General features: G+C 49.8%; 15 protein-coding genes. 7 read left to right on the forward strand and 8 right to left on the reverse strand.

What is annotated here, in order from left to right; genetic code table 11:
* Positions 1-143 precede the first annotated feature (143 nt).
* From LCF41_RS05455 to LCF41_RS05490, 8 genes are all read right to left on the reverse strand, one after another.
* Entirely contained in the window at positions 144-1,466 is a 1,323-nt protein-coding gene (locus LCF41_RS05455; protein ID WP_225087216.1) for an IS4 family transposase, read from the reverse strand.
* Between the two features lie 129 nt (positions 1,467-1,595).
* Complete coding sequence (cyoE, locus tag LCF41_RS05460; protein ID WP_225087217.1) at positions 1,596-2,486, reverse strand: heme o synthase; 891 nt, start codon at positions 2,484-2,486, stop codon at positions 1,596-1,598.
* Positions 2,487-2,500: 14 nt separating this feature from the next.
* Positions 2,501-2,833 (reverse strand): cytochrome o ubiquinol oxidase subunit IV, encoded by a 333-nt coding sequence (locus tag LCF41_RS05465; RefSeq protein WP_225087218.1) that lies wholly within the window; start codon positions 2,831-2,833, stop codon positions 2,501-2,503.
* Positions 2,833-3,447, reverse strand: a complete 615-nt coding sequence (locus tag LCF41_RS05470) for a cytochrome o ubiquinol oxidase subunit III (RefSeq protein WP_015839340.1) — start codon at positions 3,445-3,447, stop codon at positions 2,833-2,835. Before LCF41_RS05470 ends, LCF41_RS05465 begins: the two co-directional genes overlap by 1 nt.
* Entirely contained in the window at positions 3,437-5,428 is a 1,992-nt protein-coding gene (cyoB, locus tag LCF41_RS05475) for a cytochrome o ubiquinol oxidase subunit I (protein ID WP_225087219.1), read from the reverse strand. Before cyoB ends, LCF41_RS05470 begins: the two co-directional genes overlap by 11 nt.
* Positions 5,429-5,432: 4 nt before the next feature.
* Positions 5,433-6,470, reverse strand: a complete 1,038-nt coding sequence (gene cyoA / locus LCF41_RS05480) for a cytochrome o ubiquinol oxidase subunit II (RefSeq protein WP_225087220.1) — start codon at positions 6,468-6,470, stop codon at positions 5,433-5,435.
* 424 nt (positions 6,471-6,894) lie between these two features.
* The gene (gene ampG, locus LCF41_RS05485) at positions 6,895-8,382 is read right to left on the reverse strand and encodes a muropeptide MFS transporter AmpG (protein WP_225087221.1); all 1,488 of its coding nucleotides are present in this window, start codon (positions 8,380-8,382) and stop codon (positions 6,895-6,897) included.
* Between the two features lie 59 nt (positions 8,383-8,441).
* Positions 8,442-9,020 carry a lipoprotein gene (locus LCF41_RS05490; RefSeq protein ID WP_225087222.1) on the reverse strand — a complete coding sequence of 193 codons (579 nt, stop codon included), beginning with the start codon at positions 9,018-9,020 and terminating at the stop codon, positions 8,442-8,444.
* Positions 9,021-9,356: 336 nt separating this feature from the next.
* Between LCF41_RS05490 and bolA the strand changes: the two genes are divergently transcribed.
* The 7 genes from bolA (at position 9,357) to ppiD (ending at position 19,051) form a co-directional block, all read left to right on the forward strand.
* Positions 9,357-9,671 (forward strand): transcriptional regulator BolA, encoded by a 315-nt coding sequence (bolA, locus tag LCF41_RS05495; protein ID WP_225087223.1) that lies wholly within the window; start codon positions 9,357-9,359, stop codon positions 9,669-9,671.
* A gap of 315 nt (positions 9,672-9,986) precedes the next feature.
* Entirely contained in the window at positions 9,987-11,291 is a 1,305-nt protein-coding gene (tig, locus tag LCF41_RS05500) for a trigger factor (protein ID WP_225087224.1), read from the forward strand.
* 505 nt (positions 11,292-11,796) lie between these two features.
* Entirely contained in the window at positions 11,797-12,420 is a 624-nt protein-coding gene (gene clpP / locus LCF41_RS05505; RefSeq protein ID WP_014700831.1) for an ATP-dependent Clp endopeptidase proteolytic subunit ClpP, read from the forward strand.
* A gap of 163 nt (positions 12,421-12,583) precedes the next feature.
* Positions 12,584-13,858: an ATP-dependent protease ATP-binding subunit ClpX gene (clpX, locus tag LCF41_RS05510; protein ID WP_225087225.1), complete on the forward strand. Its 1,275-nt coding sequence runs from the start codon at positions 12,584-12,586 to the stop codon at positions 13,856-13,858.
* Positions 13,859-14,049: 191 nt separating this feature from the next.
* On the forward strand, positions 14,050-16,431 hold the full coding sequence (gene lon, locus LCF41_RS05515; protein WP_225087226.1) for an endopeptidase La: 2,382 nt from the start codon (positions 14,050-14,052) through the stop codon (positions 16,429-16,431).
* A 197-nt stretch (positions 16,432-16,628) separates the two neighbouring features.
* The gene (gene hupB / locus LCF41_RS05520; protein ID WP_005976031.1) at positions 16,629-16,901 is read left to right on the forward strand and encodes a nucleoid-associated protein HU-beta; all 273 of its coding nucleotides are present in this window, start codon (positions 16,629-16,631) and stop codon (positions 16,899-16,901) included.
* A gap of 269 nt (positions 16,902-17,170) precedes the next feature.
* Positions 17,171-19,051, forward strand: a complete 1,881-nt coding sequence (ppiD, locus tag LCF41_RS05525) for a peptidylprolyl isomerase (protein WP_225087227.1) — start codon at positions 17,171-17,173, stop codon at positions 19,049-19,051.
* Positions 19,052-19,174: the final 123 nt, after the last annotated feature.

Below are 19,174 nucleotides of genomic sequence, written 5' to 3' on the forward strand. Positions count from 1 at the left end.
GTGCGTTATCGCCCATACAGTAAACGATAGGTTTGTTACGTGATTTGGCGGAAAGTAACTAGGGGAGGGAAAAGTAAAAACCACCTGTCGAGGCGGTAATTTAAGGCCAACAATAAAAAAACAGGCGGACAAGCTAATGCCGGTCACTTAAGGTGACCGGCATTGTTTTTTAACGGATATTTCGCTCGTCTTCCCCTGATTTCTCGGGGGTAACTTCGCTCCCTTCTTAACGGCAATACCAGATAGATTGCCTGCTCATAAAAATGCTTCAGATGTCCTGGTATCGCACCCGGTGATGAACCCGGCAGACCGATAAGTAATCGCCAGATTTCCGTCAGGGCGCCGCTGAAGCTCAACTGATACGGCAGGTAATCTCCTTTCAGCGTAAACGCCATTTTCACCATCTGATAACGCACCAGATTGTACGTCAGCAGCACGCCCCACAACTCCTGCCTCACCATTTCCGGCAGTCTGCTCCGTAAATGCCACCTGTTACCCAGCAAGCCTTGTTTCGCCTCGCGATATCCCAACTCGATTTCCCATCGGTGAGCGTAAAGGGCGTTCACCTCCGCCGCCGGATAACGCATCGGGTCCGTCAGTGACGTCAGCACCTCTCGCGTTTTTCCTTCTATCGTCTTCGTTAACAACCGCGCTGTGATGCTCTCCGGCAGCGTCGCCAATTGTTTACGCGCCTGCGGCGATGTCTTTATCCGTACCAGTCTGTCTTGCCTGCCCAGCTTGCTTATCACTTCGTATTGCGTATTTTTCTTCAACGGCAGCAGCCAGTGCCGATTTTCCCCCGCTGTTCGCCAGTGATGCAGTAAACCGACGGAGTAAAACCCTTTGTCGAACAGGGTAATGCTGTTATCGGGTGTTTTTCCGGTCAGCTCTGCTGCCAGCCGCATCTCGTTGACATCGTAGCGGCCGAACGCACTGGCAGTTATCAGATGACTGCTCAGTTCCATCAGGCAAGCCATTCTCACCTGCGGGTAACCCTTGTCGCCGTGCTGATTGGAGGCCTTGCCGAAGGCCGCCTCATTTTCCGGTGTATCCTGCGTTTGCCAGACCACACCGTCGACGGCAAAGAGGTTAAGCCCATGCCATTGTGGGTGCTGAGCCTGTTCGTTCCAGTGTCGTTGTGTGATATCAAACAGTTCTCTGACAGCAGCCTCACCGAGCGTCTGCCGCCGTTGTATGACTGAACTGGGGGCGATGAACGGGGTGCCGGAGCGATCAGCGATATCCATGAGATTAACGATGTGGGAAAGAGGGCGCTGATTGAATACGGCCATGCCAATAACCAGCCACACCATGGACTCAAGGGGGAGTTTTCGCTTGCGCAGCGTGACGGTATCAGTGAGCGTTAATGCCTGTTCAATCATGCTAACGGGTAGGAGATCAGCCAGAGTGTGAATCTGTTCCGGCGCAGTAAGATTGATAATGCCAAGAGCCTGAGAAAGTTGCATAAAAAAAGGTCCATGAATGTCATGAACCTTTTTTACACCAACGGCTGGATCGTTCAACTAATCCTTAAACCATCGGCATTAGCCGGACAAGCCACCTGTTTTTCGTAATGTGTAGCGTACCGCTTGTGATTAACGCAGGTAGGTCAGCAGGACTTCATGCGCAGGAGCCATTGAGTCCACGGACATCATGACGCTCAGCGAAGTAATCGCGACGATGGAGAAAACAAACAGCTTTCTTGCCCACACGCGGTCATCAATCGCATTTTTATAGCCCGACAGCGCCATACCCAGCCACCAGACGCTAACGGCTGCGGCAACGACCAGATATTTGTAACCGGCATAACCGCCGAGAGACAGCATCAATGTTGCGACCGCAAACGCCACGATATATAGCGTAATGTGGTTTTTCGCAACGGAGATACCTTTCACCACGGGCAGAACCGGGATGTTGGCGGCCTGATAATCCTTAAAGCGGAAAATCGCAATCGCGTATGAATGCGGCATTTGCCACAGGCTAAAGATCAGTAGCAGAATCAACGCACCAGCATCGAACTGGTTGCTGACGGCGCAGTAACCGATAACCGGAGGCGCTGCGCCGGACAGGCTGCCAATGAGCGTGCCATAAACAGAATGCCGCTTCATATACAGGCTATAAACACCGACATACACGATGAAGCCCATCACCGCCAGCCACATGGCCAGCGGGTTAGCCGCGATGTACAGCAGAGCAAAGCCCGCAATACCTAACAGCGATGCGTAAACCAGCGTTACCTTCAGCGAAATCAGTCCTTTTACCAGAACCCGATTTTTGGTTCTCTCCATTTTCTTGTCGATGTCGCGGTCAATGACGTTATTAAACACGCAGCCAGATGCAACGACTAACGACACACCCAGAAGGGTGGCGAGAAACAAGGGATAATCAATGCGGCCCTGGGCCGCAAGGAGAAATCCACCGATAACGGAAATCAGATTTCCGAAAATAATTCCTGGTTTAGTAACTTGCAGGTATTGCTTAATCATCTTTTACGGCTCGGTTACTGGATCATCATATTGTGGTGTGCGCTCATCATAATCCAGATGGAGCCCACGACGACAATGGCGATAATCAGGACGGCAAACACAAGAGCCACCACGTTCCAGCGCTCTTCTGAGGACGTATTCAGGTGCAGGAAGTACACCAGATGCACCAGAATCTGAACCACTGCAGCTCCCACCACCGTGAAAAGAATGGCGTTATGTGAGGCAGTGCCGCTCATGACCATACTGAAAGGAATGACAGTCAAAATTACTGACAGTACAAAACCTATTACGTATGACTTAACGCTACCGTGGCTAGCACCTGAATGATCGGTTGTTGAATGACTCATTAGATTGCCCCCAGCAGATAAACAACGGTGAAGACGCAAATCCACACTACGTCGAGGAAGTGCCAGAACAGGCTCAGGCACATCAGACGTGTTTTGTTGGTTGCCGTCAGGCCACGTTTGGACACCTGAATCATCATGATGACCAACCAGATCAGACCGCCCGTTACGTGGAGCCCGTGAGTTCCGACCAGTGCGAAGAAGGCAGACAGGAATGCACTGCGATCCGGGCCATAGCCTTCAACAATCAGGTGATGGAATTCATAGATTTCCATCCCGATAAACACCAGACCGAACAAGAACGTTACGCCCAGCCAGGCATTAACCTGAGACTTGTTACCCTTGTTCATGGCGATCATCGCCATGCCGTAGGTAATACTACTGAACAACAGCGCGAACGTTTCTACCAGCACGAAGGGCAGTTGGAAAATGTCCTTCCCGCTTGGGCCACCGGCAGTACCGTTAACCAGTACGGCATAGGTTGCGAACAGTGATCCGAAAATGATCAGGTCGCTCATCAGGTAGACCCAGAAGCCGAAGACTTTATTGGCTCCTGTGTCGTGGTGCCCATGCTCGGCATGGGCAGTATTGTGGTTAGTCAGAGTTTCAGTTGACATGTTTCACGCCTGCCTTACTGAGTTGATCAAAATTCTGATTCTCAATTTGCTCAATTTCTTTAACCGGCACGTAGTAATCCACGTCTTGATTAAAGCTATGCACAATCCAGGTCACAATCATGCCTGCGAAGCCAGCTATGGCCAGCCACCAGATATGCCAGATCATGGCAAAACCGAATACCAGGCTGAATGCGGAGATAATCACACCGGCGCCGGTGTTTTTCGGCATGTGAATCTCTTCATAGCTGGCAGGGCGCTTGTAAGCTTCGCCTTTCTCTTTCGCTTCCCAGAATGCATCACGCTCGTCAACATGCGGCACGACAGCGAAGTTGTAGAACGGTGCAGGAGAAGAGGTTGCCCACTCTAGCGTGCGTCCACCCCACGGATCGCCTGTCAGGTCACGATTTTGGTGACGATCGCGGATACTGACGTAGAACTGGATAACCTGACACAGCACACCGATACCGATCAAGACCGCACCGATGGAAGCCACGACCAGTAAGGCGTGGAACTCAGGGTTGATTTGTTGGCTCAGACGACGCGTCATCCCCATGAAGCCGAGGATATACAGCGGCATGAAGGCAACGAAGAAGCCGATAATCCAGAACCAGAACGCACGTTTACCCCAGGTTTCGTTCAGGGTGAAGCCAAAGGCTTTCGGGAACCAGTAGGTAATACCTGCGAAGCAACCGAACACGACGCCGCCGATGATCACGTTATGGAAGTGAGCAATCAGGAACAGGCTGTTGTGCAGGACAAAGTTCGCGCCCGGTACGGCCAGCAGAACCCCGGTCATCCCACCGATAGTGAAGGTGATGATGAAGCCTGTGGTCCACAGCATCGTAGAGTGGGACTGAATACGACCTTGATACATGGTGAACAGCCAGTTGAAGATTTTAACCCCAGTTGGAATCGAAATAATCATGGTGGCTATACCAAAGAAGGCGTTGACGTTCGCACCGGACCCCATGGTAAAGAAGTGGTGCAGCCAAACGATGAACGACAGAACCGTAATCGCAATGGTAGCCCACACCAGAGAGGTGTAACCAAACAGCCGTTTCTTACAGAAGGTTGCTACGATTTCGGAGTAAACACCAAAGATCGGTAGCACCAGAATGTAAACCTCAGGATGACCCCATGCCCAAATCAGGTTGATGTACATCATCATGTTGCCACCCATATCATTGGTAAAGAAATGGGTACCGAGGTAACGGTCAAGCGTCAGCAGCGCAATGGTAACGGTCAATATCGGGAATGCGGCGATGATCAGCACGTTGGTACACAGTGCCGTCCAGGTAAATACTGGCATTTTCATCAACGTCATACCAGGTGCACGCATCTTCAGAATGGTAGCGAAGAAGTTAACACCCGTCAGCGTGGTACCGATACCGGATATCTGTAGACTCCATATCCAGTAATCGACCCCGACGCCGGGACTGTACTCCTTCCCTGACAGCGGCGGATAGGCAACCCAACCCGTCTGCGCAAACTCACCGACCCCAAGAGAGAGGTTGATCAAGATAACGCCGACAACAAACAGCCAGAAGCTGAGGGAGTTCAGGAATGGGAACGCTACGTCACGCGCACCGATCTGCAAAGGAACCGCCAGGTTCATCAGACCAACGACAAACGGTGTCGCAACGAAGAAGATCATGATCACACCGTGCGCGGTGAAAATCTGATCGTAGTGGTGAGCGTTTAGGAAGCCCTCTTGCCCGGCAGAAGCCAGCACCTGCTGGCCGCGCATCAGGATGGCATCGGCAAAACCACGAATCATCATCACCAGACCGACGATGATGTACATGATACCGATTTTCTTGTGGTCGACGGAGGTGAACCACTCGGCCCACAGCCATTTCCACTTACCTAAATAGGTTATTGCCGCCAGCAGTGCAAGGCCGCCAACGATGATCGCCGCCACGGTGACCATAATAATGGGTTCGTGGTACGGAACCGCATCGAGTGTAAGTTTTCCGAACATCGTATTATCCCTCGGCTCCTTTGTGCGAGCTATGCTCACCCATGTTCATGCCGTCGCCGTGTTGCATGGCCTCACCGTGTTGCATGTTTTCATCGTGCTTCATGCCTTCACTGTGTTGCATGCTTTCGTCAGACTTCATGCTTTCACCATCATGCTTCATGCCTTCACCATGATGTTGCATGTTCATGTCGTTGCCTATGAATTTGCGAATAAGATTATTGAACAAATCCGGCTGGACACTGGAGAAATATTCGACAGGGTGGAATTCACTTGGCTTAGCCAAAGTGTTGAATTCATCCATGGTATTCAGTGTCTTGGAAGACGCACGAACGTTCGCAACCCACTGGTCGAACTCTTGTTGAGTCGGTGTGGCAATTGCGGTGAACTTCATACCAGAGAAGCCTTTACCACTATAGCCGCCAGAGATACCGTCATACTTGCCCGGTTCGTTAGCGATCAAGTGGAGCTTCGTCTGCATTCCGGCCATGGCGTAAATCTGTCCACCAAGACGAGGAATGAAGAAGGAGTTCATCACTGAGTCGGAAGTAATCTTGAATGCAACCGGTACGTTGGCAGGGAAAGCCAGTTCGTTAACCGTTGCAATGCCCAAATCCGGGTAAACAAACAGCCATTTCCAATCAAGCGAAATAACTTCGACATTGATAGGTTTGACGTCTGATTCCAATGGCTTGTAGGGATCAAGCGAGTGGGTCGTCTTCCAGGTAATCGTGCCAAGAATGACGATAATGATAATTGGTACAGTCCAAACTACGGCTTCTATCTTATTGGAGTGTGACCAATTCGGGGTATATTTTGCCTTTTCATTGGAAGCACGGAACTTCCAGGCAAAAGCTATCGTCATAACGATAACGGGAATCACAACGATCAACATCAGCCCGATGGCAGTCAGTATTAGCGATCTTTGCTCTAACCCGATCTCTCCTTTGGGGTTCATCAGCGCCATATCGCAACCGCTCAGCAGAGCTGTGGCTGCAAATAAAGACAGCATCCCAAAAATTTTATTGTATTTCCTGAGTCTCATCTAGCGACCTCAATAACAAGGGCTCTATTGTCATTTCACGCGAGCGGGCATTTTACGGGAAGGTTACTGCACTGTAAACATGATTAAGGTTATGTCAGCCGGTTGTTGCTGGTTTTTGCCCTTAATGTCACAAGAATGGCCAAAATAAAAATAATTTTTAAAAACAGCAAATTAAGCGGCCACTCCGATAAAAGTATGGATGGATAATAAGAAATTACAACTTGCGCTAACGCTTATTTTCTATTTCCGGTTTGGTGAAAATTTTTGTTCAATCGGCGTTTTTGATAACGAATGAAATTAGTTTTGCGAGATTTTACGAGGAAATAAAATTCCCGCTAGCAAGATAATTATGGGAAAAATAATTAAATAAAGGAAATAGGTAATAGGTTCAGGCAGCAGATGAACGCTGCCTGAACGAAAACCATCAGTGTGTTGACGGTTTTGGCGCGCGCCTAAGCGACAGGTAATCCAACAAGCTACCGAAGAAAATGCCCAGCAGAGCAAGTGTACAGCCTGCAGCGAGCAGGTATTCCGCCAGTTGGGGCAATGAAGACCATTCCAGCGCATTGCTAATGAGCAGCATGAGCCACAGCGCCAGCAATATCACCCCTGAACCCAGTACATGTAAGGCCTTCCTGTAATAATTCTGGAAGTGTGTACGCAACTGAAAGGTGTCGGTTTTCTGGGTGAATTCCAGTGTCTCACGGCAAATCATCAGGATTGCCAGGCCCGGTAAGGCGGCCAAAATCGAGAACAGATAGAACCATGCCCAGCCGTAGGATTCAACAAACCAGCCTGCGATAGGGCCAACGTATACCCGTCCGACAGCTGCAAGGGCGGAAAGCAGGGCAAACTGTGTGGCTGAGAATGATTTATTACACAGCGTCATCAAGAGCGCGACGAATGCCGCTGTTCCCATACCACCACAGAGGTTTTCCAGGAAAACGGCGGTAGCCATAGTGAACAGACTTTTGGCCGTGATGGCCAGCAGCCAGTATCCTGCATTGGACACCGCCTGAAGGATGCCAAACAGCATCAATGCTCTGAACAGCGAGAGCCGCTGCATCAATAATCCACCGTAAATGGCTCCCACGATGGTGGCGAACAGTCCAAGCGTCTTATTCACCAGCCCAACATCACCGGCATTGAAACCAACGCCGCGTATCAGGAATGTGGTCGTCAGGCTGATCGCAAAGGCGTCACCGAGCTTGTATAAAACAATAAGCAGAAGGATAAGCCAGGCATTGTTGCGTTCGAAGAAATCGCGCAAGGGAGCAACAATGGCCTGCTCCATGGTGCGCGGCGCCGGCTGGCTATTTTGTGGCTCCGGTGCCAACAGGGTGGCGAACACACCGATCAGCATGAGTCCTGCCATGAGCCAATACGTTGCCTGCCAGCCGAGATAGCGATCCGCCATCCACAGCGCCAGTCCGCCAGAAACCAGCATGGCCAGACGATAGCCTAAGACTGAGGTTGCCGCGCCTGTGCCGCGTTCTTCCGGGGGGAGTAAATCCGTCTTATAAGCATCAAAAACAATATCCTGAGAAGCCGAACAGAACGCGACCATTACGGCCAACGCTGCCAGCCACCAGAGATCGCGTGCCGGATTCATAAACCCCATGCCAATAATGGCGGCGATGAGCAGGATCTGACTGAGAATCAGCCAGCCTCGGCGTCTGCCAAGAAATGGTGGGGTATAGCGATCCATGAGAGGGGACCACAGGAACTTGAATACGTAGGCTTGACCCACCAATGAGAAAAAACCGATGGTTTTCAGATCGACATTCTCGACGGTCATCCACGCTTGCAATGTGCCGGATGTCAACGCCAGTGGTAAACCGGAAGCAAAGCCAAGCAACAGCATAAAAAGCGAATTACGTTGGCTGAATAAAGCAACGATGCGACTAAACATGAAGAATCCTTTCCCTTGCTCCGACAGCGTTCAGGAGCAAGGGAAGCGGCGTATAGAGATTAACGGGCGTTTTCTTTGATAAAGCTGCTTACGCTGGTGTCTTGTGCCATGTCATTGATGACATCACCTAGCACGGTGTTAACCGCATCGGTAATTTTGTCGTTGCTGGCGGTGAAAGCACCCTGAACGTTATAGGTTGAGCGGTAGTTTTTCACCTGTTTGTTGCCGTTTGCCGCCTGAGAAATGATGGAGATATCGGCTTTGGTCGTGATGTTGTAGCGCAGGTTTCCTTCTGAAACGTCGGCATACAGGTGGTTAACGACGATCTGCAAGGCTACCGGGCCACCTGTGCCGATCATATAACCACGCGCGGTCATTTGCTTTTCCAGCGCTTCTTGTAACAGGAAACGCAGATCGCGGGAAGGTGTTAGCGTAATCAGTTGGCCATCGCGATTCACTTTTGCCAACGCCTGGTCGGCGCGCTGATCTGCACCATTAATACTAATTGTTACGCCCATCAGGGTCGGATCCTGAGAAGGTAGGCTAATTTTAGGCGTGATGTTCAGCGTGTTACTTTTTGCTGCACATCCTGCAAGCAAGATTACGGCCAGAAGAGGGAAAAATAATTTTTTTAACATTCGTATTTTCTCAGTAATGATTAGTGTGGTGAGTCGACAAATATTGTTGATATCATATCATCGCCACTGGCAGGAAAAAGAGCCGATAGCAGGTAAATTGTTCTGAAATTCATCTTTTTCGTGCCATTGGCCTGAAAAAACCGTTTTTATCACATCAAAACCGTCGATGAGATATCAAGGCGTTGCAAATATTTTTCTTCTTTGTCAGACCGTTTTTACGCATAACAGGTTGAAAAAACGCTAAGGTTATAATAATTCGGGCATCGGTGAGTCGCCGTTGAGTGGCAGCAATGTCGTGTTGAGATCAAGTTTTCCCCAAGCCGAAAGGGTAGCCGTATGATGCGTGAAACGATAGAGGAAAAGCTGCGTGTGGGTTTTGAGCCCGTTCATTTAGAGGTGATCGATGAAAGCTATCGTCACAACGTGCCTGCGGGAGCGGAAAGCCATTTTAAAGTTGTGCTGGTCAGCGATAAATTCACGGGAGAACGCGTAATTGGGCGACATCGTGCAGTCTATGCCGTATTGGCTGAGGAACTGGCTGGTTCGGTGCATGCGTTAGCGTTACATACGTATTCGACAAAAGAGTGGGTCAGTTTGCAAAATGCCGTACCTTCTTCACCACCTTGTGGTGGTGCAGGCATCCTTTCTTAGTCATTAATATGGCCCGTTCCTGACATATCGGGGCGGGTTACTGACTAAAAGTGTGAATCTGTTGCTGTAATAGTCCACCCGCCGTTCTCGACTCATCCTCTCTATACCGCTATAATGCCGCGTCTATTTTTCCTGAATGTATTCGGGACGCTTCTGACTACAGGGAACGGGGTTGGCAATTTCCCGGTTCTGCGAGGTTTGTTTAACGCTGTGCACCTTGGTGCCAGTTTTGAGTCAGCCTTGCTGTCGTGAGATTTTTCGTCGCGAGAATAGTTTTGGGGTTGACCGATCACTGTGATTTTTTGAGGTAACAAGATGCAAGTTTCAGTTGAAACCACTCAAGGCCTGGGACGTCGTTTAAACATTACGATTTCTACGCAAGATATTGAAAATGCTGTTGATCGCGAACTCTCAGTATTTGCTAAACGAGCAAAAGTTGATGGATTTCGTCCAGGTAAGGCGCCTAAGTCATTGATTGCAAAGCGTTATGGTGCGGATGCGCTGAATAATGCTTTGGGTGATGCAATGGAACAGAACCTCGTTAAGGCGCTGCAGCAAGAGAATTTAACTCCTGCTGGAAGAGTTAAATATGTGCCTGGTAACTATGATAAAAACTCCGACTTCACTTACTCTGTTGAGTTTGAAGTGTACCCGGAAGTTGAATTGAAAGGTCTGGATGCAATCGAAGTTGAAAAACCGGTTGTTGAAGTGACTGACGCTGACGTTGATACCATGCTGGAAACGCTGCGTAAGCAACAGGCGACCTGGAAAGAAACTGACCGCGCTGCGGCAGCCGAAGATCGTGTTACTATCGATTTCACTGGCTCTATTGACGGTGAAGTTTTCGAAGGCGGCAAAGCCTCCGATTTCGTTCTGGCAATGGGCCAGAACCGCATGATCCCAGGTTTTGAAGATGGCGTTGTTGGGCACAAAGCGGGTGAAGAATTCACTATCGATGTGAACTTCCCTGAAGACTACCACGCTGAAAACCTGAAAGGAAAAGCGGCGCAGTTCGCTATCGTCCTGAAGAAAGTTGAAGAGCGTGAACTGCCTGAACTGACTGAAGAATTCATCAAGCGTTTTGGCGTGGCTGATGGTTCTCAGGAAGGTTTGCGTGCTGAAGTCCGTAAAAATATGGAACGTGAGCTGAAAGGCGCTGTGCGTAACCGTGTGAAAACTCAGGTTCTGGACGGACTGATCAACGCAAACGAAATCGATGTGCCAGCGGCATTGATCGATGGCGAAATCGATGTTCTGCGTCGTCAGGCTGCACAGCGTTTTGGTGGCAACGAGAAGCAAGCGCAGGAATTACCGCGTGAGCTGTTCGAAGAGCAAGCTAAACGTCGCGTTGTTATCGGTCTGTTGCTGGGCGAAGTCATCAGCAGCAATGAGCTGAAAGCTGACGAAGCACGCGTTAACGCACTGATCGAAGAGATGGCTTCTGCTTACGAAGATCCGCAGGAAGTTATCGAGTTCTACGGCAAGAATAAAGAGCTGCTGAACAACATGCGTAACGTCGCGCTGGAAGAGCAAGCGGTAGAAACTGTACTTGCTAAAGCGAAAGTCGTTGAGAAATCAGTGAGCTTCAACGAGCTGATGAATCAAACCGCTACAGCATAAACCACGTTTATCGCGTAGTAGGGAATTTTCCCTATCAAAAGCCCGTGCCTTATGGCGCGGGCTTTTTGCTTATGGGCTAGTGCGATCATGATGCTGATAGTTACCGTTCGATCGTGCTTTATCTCGGTGTTTACCTCACAACGCCTGTTGTATCGACGAGGAATGGCTGCCTGAAATTGCACTATCATTAAATCAGGCAAAGAATTTATGAGGTCAGGCAAGGAGTTAAACCACAGGTTTGCCATGCCGATAACGTGTTAATAATAAAATAATTGGCTCTTTAATAGAGAGCGATTGATAGTGTAAGCTTGAAATTCAATGCGCGTGCCCCCACTCACTGAAGAGGAAAAGTAGGCACAGCAGGTAAGGATTCTCGGCCGTATAGGTTGTTCAGCCGTGGAGGGATAGGGTTCCGTAGTCATCCCCCCCTATCTCTAGTAGAATTGAATGCAATGCTTGAACAACGCAACAAGAGTGCCGGACGCATTTTATCTAGGAGACGTGAATGTCATACAGTGGCGAACAAGAAAGACAAGCACCTCATATGGCGTTAGTGCCGATGGTGGTTGAACAGACCTCGCGTGGGGAACGTTCTTACGATATCTATTCCCGTCTGCTAAAAGAACGGATAATCTTCCTGACTGGTCAGGTTGAAGATCACATGGCGAATCTGGTTGTGGCACAGATGCTGTTTCTGGAAGCCGAAAACCCAGAAAAAGACATTTATCTGTACATTAACTCTCCAGGTGGCGTCATTACTGCCGGTATGTCCATTTACGACACCATGCAGTTTATCAAGCCGGATGTCAGCACGATCTGTATGGGACAGGCTTGCTCAATGGGGGCGTTCCTGTTGACTGCGGGTGCCAAAGGCAAACGTATTTGCCTGCCTAACTCGCGCGTGATGATTCACCAGCCGTTGGGTGGTTTCCAGGGGCAGGCGACGGATATTGAAATCCATGCCAAAGAAATACTGAAAGTGAAAGCCAAGATGAATGAGCTGATGGCGAAACATACGGGCCAGCCTCTTGAAGCGATAGAGAGAGACACCGAGCGCGATCGTTTCCTCTCTGCCAGTGAGGCTGTAGAGTACGGTTTGGTAGATTCCGTATTCACTAACCGCGGGTAATCATTCGCCATAGTCGTGGTCTGGTGTAGCTAAAAATCAGTGTTCGACCGATAGTCTGTTGTGCGAGGTTATTTTACGCGTATTGGCTATAAGTATCGGCGTTCGTTGTAGCGGTATCGCTGTGGTTGGCCTGCGGGCAAAAGACGAAAAAGAGGTTTAACTCATGACAGATAAGCGCAAAGACGGTTCAGGAAAGTTACTGTACTGCTCTTTTTGCGGCAAGAGCCAGCATGAAGTGCGTAAGCTGATTGCCGGGCCGTCGGTGTATATCTGCGATGAATGTGTTGATTTGTGTAACGACATTATTCGCGAAGAAATTAAGGAAGTGGCGCCCCACCGTGAGCGCAGCGCGTTGCCGACGCCACACGAAATTCGCCGCCACCTTGACGATTACGTCATTGGTCAAGAACAGGCGAAGAAGGTATTGGCCGTTGCGGTATATAACCACTATAAACGCTTGCGTAATGGTGACAGCAGCAATGGGATCGAACTGGGTAAAAGTAACATCCTGCTGATTGGTCCTACCGGGAGCGGTAAAACGCTGCTGGCTGAAACGCTGGCGCGCTTCCTGGATGTGCCATTTACCATGGCGGATGCCACCACGCTGACTGAAGCGGGGTACGTCGGTGAAGATGTGGAAAACATCATTCAGAAGCTGCTGCAGAAGTGTGATTACGATGTGCAGAAAGCACAGCGCGGCATTGTCTACATCGATGAGATCGACAAGATTTCTCGTAAATCAGACAACCCGTCGATCACCCGTGATGTTTCAGGCGAAGGTGTGCAGCAGGCGCTGCTGAAGCTTATCGAAGGGACGATTGCTGCGGTTCCGCCACAGGGCGGTCGTAAGCATCCGCAGCAGGAGTTCTTGCAGGTTGATACCTCCAAGATCCTCTTTATCTGCGGCGGTGCGTTCGCGGGTCTGGACAAGGTGATCGAGCAGCGTACCGATACTGGTCGCGGCATTGGCTTTAATGCAACGGTTAAAGGATCGGCTGACAAGGCGACAGAAGGTGAACTGTTAAGCAATGTTGAACCGGGTGACTTGATTAAATTCGGTTTGATTCCTGAGTTCATCGGCCGTCTGCCAGTGGTTGCTACGCTGAGAGAGCTGAGTGAAGAGGCGCTGATTCAGATTCTGCGTGAGCCGAAGAATGCGCTGACCAAACAGTATCAGGCGCTGTTCAATCTGGAAGGCGTTGAACTGGAGTTCCGCGATGAAGCGCTGACGGCGATTGCCAAGAAAGCGATGGCGCGTAAAACCGGTGCACGTGGCCTGCGTTCTATCGTTGAGGCTGCTTTGCTGGATACCATGTATGACCTGCCATCGCTGGATAGCGTGGATAAAGTCGTCATTGATGAATCTGTTATTGCGGGCCAGTCCGAGCCATTGCTGATCTATGGCAAACCTGAGACACAGCAGGCTTCCGGCGAATAATTAATCAATTTGGCTGTATCAAAAAATAAAAATGGGGGATTTATCCCCCATTTGTTTTTTACACGCATGCTGGTCGTTGAATGTGAGACATTTATCCCCATATACTCAAATACCTATTTGATGAAACCCGTGAAAACCGCGTTTCATGAGATTCCCATAACCTGGCGGAAACGAAACTAAGAGAGAGCTCTATGAACCCTGAGCGTTCCGAACGCATAGAAATCCCCGTATTGCCATTGCGCGATGTGGTGGTTTATCCGCACATGGTCATTCCGTTGTTTGTTGGTCGTGAGAAATCGATTCGGTGCCTTGAAGCCGCAATGGATCATGATAAGAAGATCATGCTGGTGGCACAGAAAGAAGCCTCAACGGATGAGCCAAGTATTAACGATCTTTTCTCGGTAGGGACGGTAGCCTCAATTCTTCAAATGCTGAAACTGCCGGACGGCACGGTAAAAGTTCTGGTCGAAGGGTTACAGCGTGCACGTATTACGACGCTTTCTGACAGCGGTGAGCATTTCGCTGCGAAAGCCGAATATCTTGACTCTCCGGCGATCGATGAACGCGAGCAGGAAGTGCTCATGCGCACGGCAATCAATCAGTTTGAGGGATATATCAAGCTGAACAAAAAGATTCCGCCGGAAGTGCTGACGTCTCTAAACAGTATTGATGATGCTGCGCGTTTAGCCGACACCATTGCTGCACACATGCCGCTGAAATTGGCTGATAAACAGTCCGTACTTGAAATGTTCGATATCACTGAGCGTTTGGAGTACCTGATGGCGATGATGGAATCCGAAATCGACCTGCTGCAGGTAGAAAAACGGATCCGTGGCCGCGTTAAGAAGCAAATGGAGAAAAGCCAGCGTGAGTACTATCTGAATGAGCAAATGAAAGCCATTCAGAAAGAGCTGGGTGAGATGGACGACGCGCCTGATGAACACGAAGCGTTAAAGCGTAAGATTGATGCGGCAAAAATGCCGAAAGACGCGCGTGAGAAAGCCGAAGCGGAACTACAAAAGCTGAAGATGATGTCGCCGATGTCGGCAGAAGCGACGGTGGTGCGCAGCTATATCGACTGGATGGTACAGGTACCGTGGAATGCGCGCAGTAAAGTGAAGAAAGACTTACTGAAAGCTCAGGAAATGCTGGATACCGACCATTATGGTCTGGATCGTGTTAAAGAACGTATCCTCGAGTACCTCGCGGTACAGAGCCGTGTCAGTAAGATCAGAGGGCCGATTCTGTGTCTGGTAGGGCCTCCTGGCGTCGGCAAAACCTCACTGGGTCAATCCATCGCCAAAGCGACCGGACGTCAGTATGTACGTATGGCGCTGGGCGGCGTGCGTGACGAAGCGGAAATCCGTGGGCACCGCCGTACCTATATTGGTTCAATGCCGGGCAAACTGATCCAGAAAATGGCGAAAGTCGGTGTGAAAAACCCGCTGTTCCTGCTGGATGAGATCGACAAGATGTCTTCCGATATGCGTGGCGATCCGGCTTCTGCTCTGCTGGAAGTGCTCGATCCTGAGCAGAACGTGGCGTTTAACGATCACTATCTGGAAGTCGACTACGATCTGTCTGATGTGATGTTTGTGGCGACGTCTAACTCCATGAATATCCCGGCCCCGTTGCTTGACCGTATGGAAGTCATTCGTCTTTCCGGTTATACCGAAGATGAAAAACTGAACATCGCCAAACAGCACCTGTTGCCGAAACAGATCGAACGTAATGCGCTGAAAAATGGTGAACTGTCGGTAGAAGACAGCGCGATTGTTGGCATTATCCGTTATTACACGCGTGAAGCGGGTGTGCGTAGTCTGGAGCGTGAAATCTCTAAACTGTGCCGTAAAGCAGTAAAAACGCTGTTGATGGATAAATCCACTAAGCATATTCAGGTTTCGGGCGATAACCTTAAGGATTTCCTCGGGGTACAGCGCTTTGACTATGGCCGTGCGGATGACGAAAATCGCGTAGGGCAGGTGACCGGTTTGGCCTGGACAGAAGTCGGTGGCGACCTGCTGACAATCGAAACCGCCTGTGTGCCGGGCAAGGGGAAACTGACCTATACCGGTTCGTTAGGTGAGGTGATGCAAGAGTCGATTCAGGCTGCGCTCACCGTGGTTCGCGCCCGTGCGGAAAAATTAGGCATTAATGCTGATTTTTACGAAAAGCGTGATATCCACGTTCACGTTCCTGAAGGTGCAACGCCGAAAGATGGGCCAAGTGCGGGTATCGCGATGTGTACCGCGCTGGTGTCTTGTTTGACTGGGAATCCGGTGCGTGCCGACGTGGCGATGACGGGGGAGATTACCCTGCGTGGCTTGGTACTGCCGATTGGCGGTCTGAAAGAGAAACTGCTGGCCGCACACCGTGGTGGAATCAAGACGGTATTGATTCCCGATGACAACAAGCGCGATCTGGAGGATATCCCACAGAACGTGATTGCGGATCTGGAAATCCATCCGGTGAAACGTATCGAGGAAGTGTTGGCGTTAGCGTTGCAGAATTCGCCTTCTGGCATGCAAGTGGTCTCTGCTCCTAAAGCAAAGCCCAAAGCCAAGGCAAAATAGTGACCTGTCGCAAAAACCCTTGAGAAAATCAGGGCTGGTGGGTGAAATCGTGCTTGCCAGCTTTTTTTTGTACCGCTAAGTTAGAGCACTGTTAGTTTTAGCCGTAACTGGCTAAGCATGACAGTATTGATAATAAGTTACGTGTCGCGTCTTGGGACATTGAAGCGCGATAAGAGAATTCCAGAGGGGATGACAGAGTGAACAAGTCACAATTGATCGACAAAATTGCCGCAGATGCTGATATTTCCAAAGCGGCAGCAGGGCGTGTGTTAGATGCAATTATTGGTTCCGTTACCGAATCCCTGAAAGAAGGGGATGATGTTGCTTTGGTTGGTTTTGGTACTTTCTCAGTGCGTGAACGTGCTGCTCGTACCGGCCGTAACCCGCAAACGGGTAAAGAAATCAGTATCCCTGCAGCGAAAGTACCAGGATTCCGTGCTGGTAAGACGCTGAAAGACGCCGTTAACTGATTATTACGTCACAGGTTTGGCTGATAACCACTTTGGGTGCCAAACAATACCTGACGCAATGATATTGGTAGGGTAAGATACGAGGCGCATCATTTCATGATGTGCCTTTTATTTATATAGGATTTTACATACCCGACACATGGCAGAACGTGGCGGGCAATAAGTTTAAGTGCGCCCTAGCCTTGTATGGGCTATAGCAATCGCAAGGATGCATGGCTTCGGCCAGCGCAGGGAGTTTTATCCATTCTACAGCGGAGTGTTGTCACATTATGATGGACAATTTACGTACGGCCGCAAATAACGTCGTGCTCAAAATTATTCTTGCTTTGATCATCGCATCATTCGTTCTAACTGGCGTTGGTGATTATCTTATTGGTGGTTCAGGAGATTACGCGGCAAAGGTGAACGGGCAGGAAATTACCCGCGCACAGCTTGAGCAGGCGGTACAGAACGAACGCAGTCGTCAGCAGGAAGCCTTGGGTGAGAATTTCTCTCTTCTGGCGAGCAATGACGGTTACATGCAGCAATTGCGTAGGCAGGCACTCTCCCAACTCATTGATGAAACCTTGTTGGATCAGTATGCCAACAAGTTGGGGCTGAACATCAGTGATGAGCAAATCAAACAGGCAATCTTTGACGTTCCCGCGTTTCAGACAAACAACCGTTTTGATAATGAAAAGTATCTGGATCAAGTTCGTCGTCTTGGTGTAACACCGGATATGTATGCTCAGATGCTGCGTAAGCAACTGACATCACAGCAGCTGATCCGCGGTTTTGGCAATACATCATTCCTGCTGCCGCAGGAGATCGATAATCTGGTGAAACTGGCTGCACAAGATCGCGTTGTCCGTTTGGCAACCATTGATATTGCTGCGAAGGCGAAAGCCCAGATGGTTGCTGACGATGAAGTTCAGAGCTATTACGATCAGAACAAAGGCAATTTCATCGCGCCGGAAGAATTCAAAGTCAGCTATATCGGGCTGGATGCGGCAAGCATCATGGATAGCGTGAAAGTAGACGATGCGGCCATCAACGATTTCTACGAACAGAATAAGAACGACTACTCCCAACCTGAGCGCAAAAAATTCAGCGTCATTCAGGTGAAGAATGAGGCCGATGCAACGTCTGTTCTGGATGCGTTGAAGCAAGGTGGTGATTTCGCTACGCTGGCGAAAGAAAAATCAACGGACATCATCTCGCGCCGCAATGGTGGCGATCTGGGATGGATGGACGAAAACAGCATGATTGATGAGCTGAAGCAGGCAAAACTGACGGAGAAAGGTCAGGTTTCCGGAGCCATTAAATCCTCTGTTGGCTATCTGATTGTGCGTCTGGATGATATTCAGCCGCAGCAGATCAAACCGCTGAGCGAAGTGCGTGCTGAAATCGCTGAGAAAGTGAAGCATGAGAAAGCGCAGGATGGCTATTATGCGTTGCAACAAAAAGTCAGCGAAGCGGCCAGCAATGACAACGAATCTCTGGCTTCAGCAGAAGAAGCGGCTGGTGTGAAAGCCACACAGACCGACTGGTTTACGCGTGAGAAGGTTCCTGCCGCTCTGAACTTCCAACCGGTAACGCAGGCTATCTTTAGCGGTGCGCTGCTGGGAGAAAACGGTGCAGCGGGCAATAACTCCGATGTGATTAACGTTGACGGTGACCGTGCTTTCGTTTTGCGCATCACTGAGCACAAGCCTGAAAGCACTCGTCCTCTTGATCAGGTTCGTCCCGAGATCGTAGAGACATTAAAACGTCAGAAGGCTGAACAGCAGGCTCGTATCGACGCTGAAAAAATTCTGGCTGAGTTGAAGCAAGGTAAAGACGACGCGCTGAAAGCAGCAGTGTTGAGCTTTAGCGAAGCAAAAACGATGTCTTCGGTCTCTCAGGGTGATGCAACGGCTGAAGCGATTTTTGCTATGCCACATCCAGAGAAGGATAAGCCGTCTTATGCGATTACTCAGGATCAAGCTGGTAACGTCGTACTGGTCGCGCTGGATAGCGTGACGCCACATCAGCTAAATGATGAGCAGAAAACACAGTTTGCCAGCCAGGTTCAGCAAGGTTCACTGGGGGCGCTGTTTGATTCTCTGCTGTCCAGCTTGCGTAGTGAAGCGAAAATCAAGATGGGCAATGCGGCGCAGGAACAACAATAAGCCCCGCAAAAATTTGCAAACTGTTGCAACAACTAAAGGCCGCTTTCGCGGCCTTTTCCACATTTAAATTCTGCTGTTTGCGGTGTTGATTGCTCTACGGCAAGGTAGTCGTGCTGTCACACA

Origin of the sequence: Pectobacterium colocasium, from assembly GCF_020181655.1 — a bacterium.
Taxonomy (GTDB): Bacteria; Pseudomonadota; Gammaproteobacteria; order Enterobacterales; family Enterobacteriaceae; genus Pectobacterium; species Pectobacterium colocasium.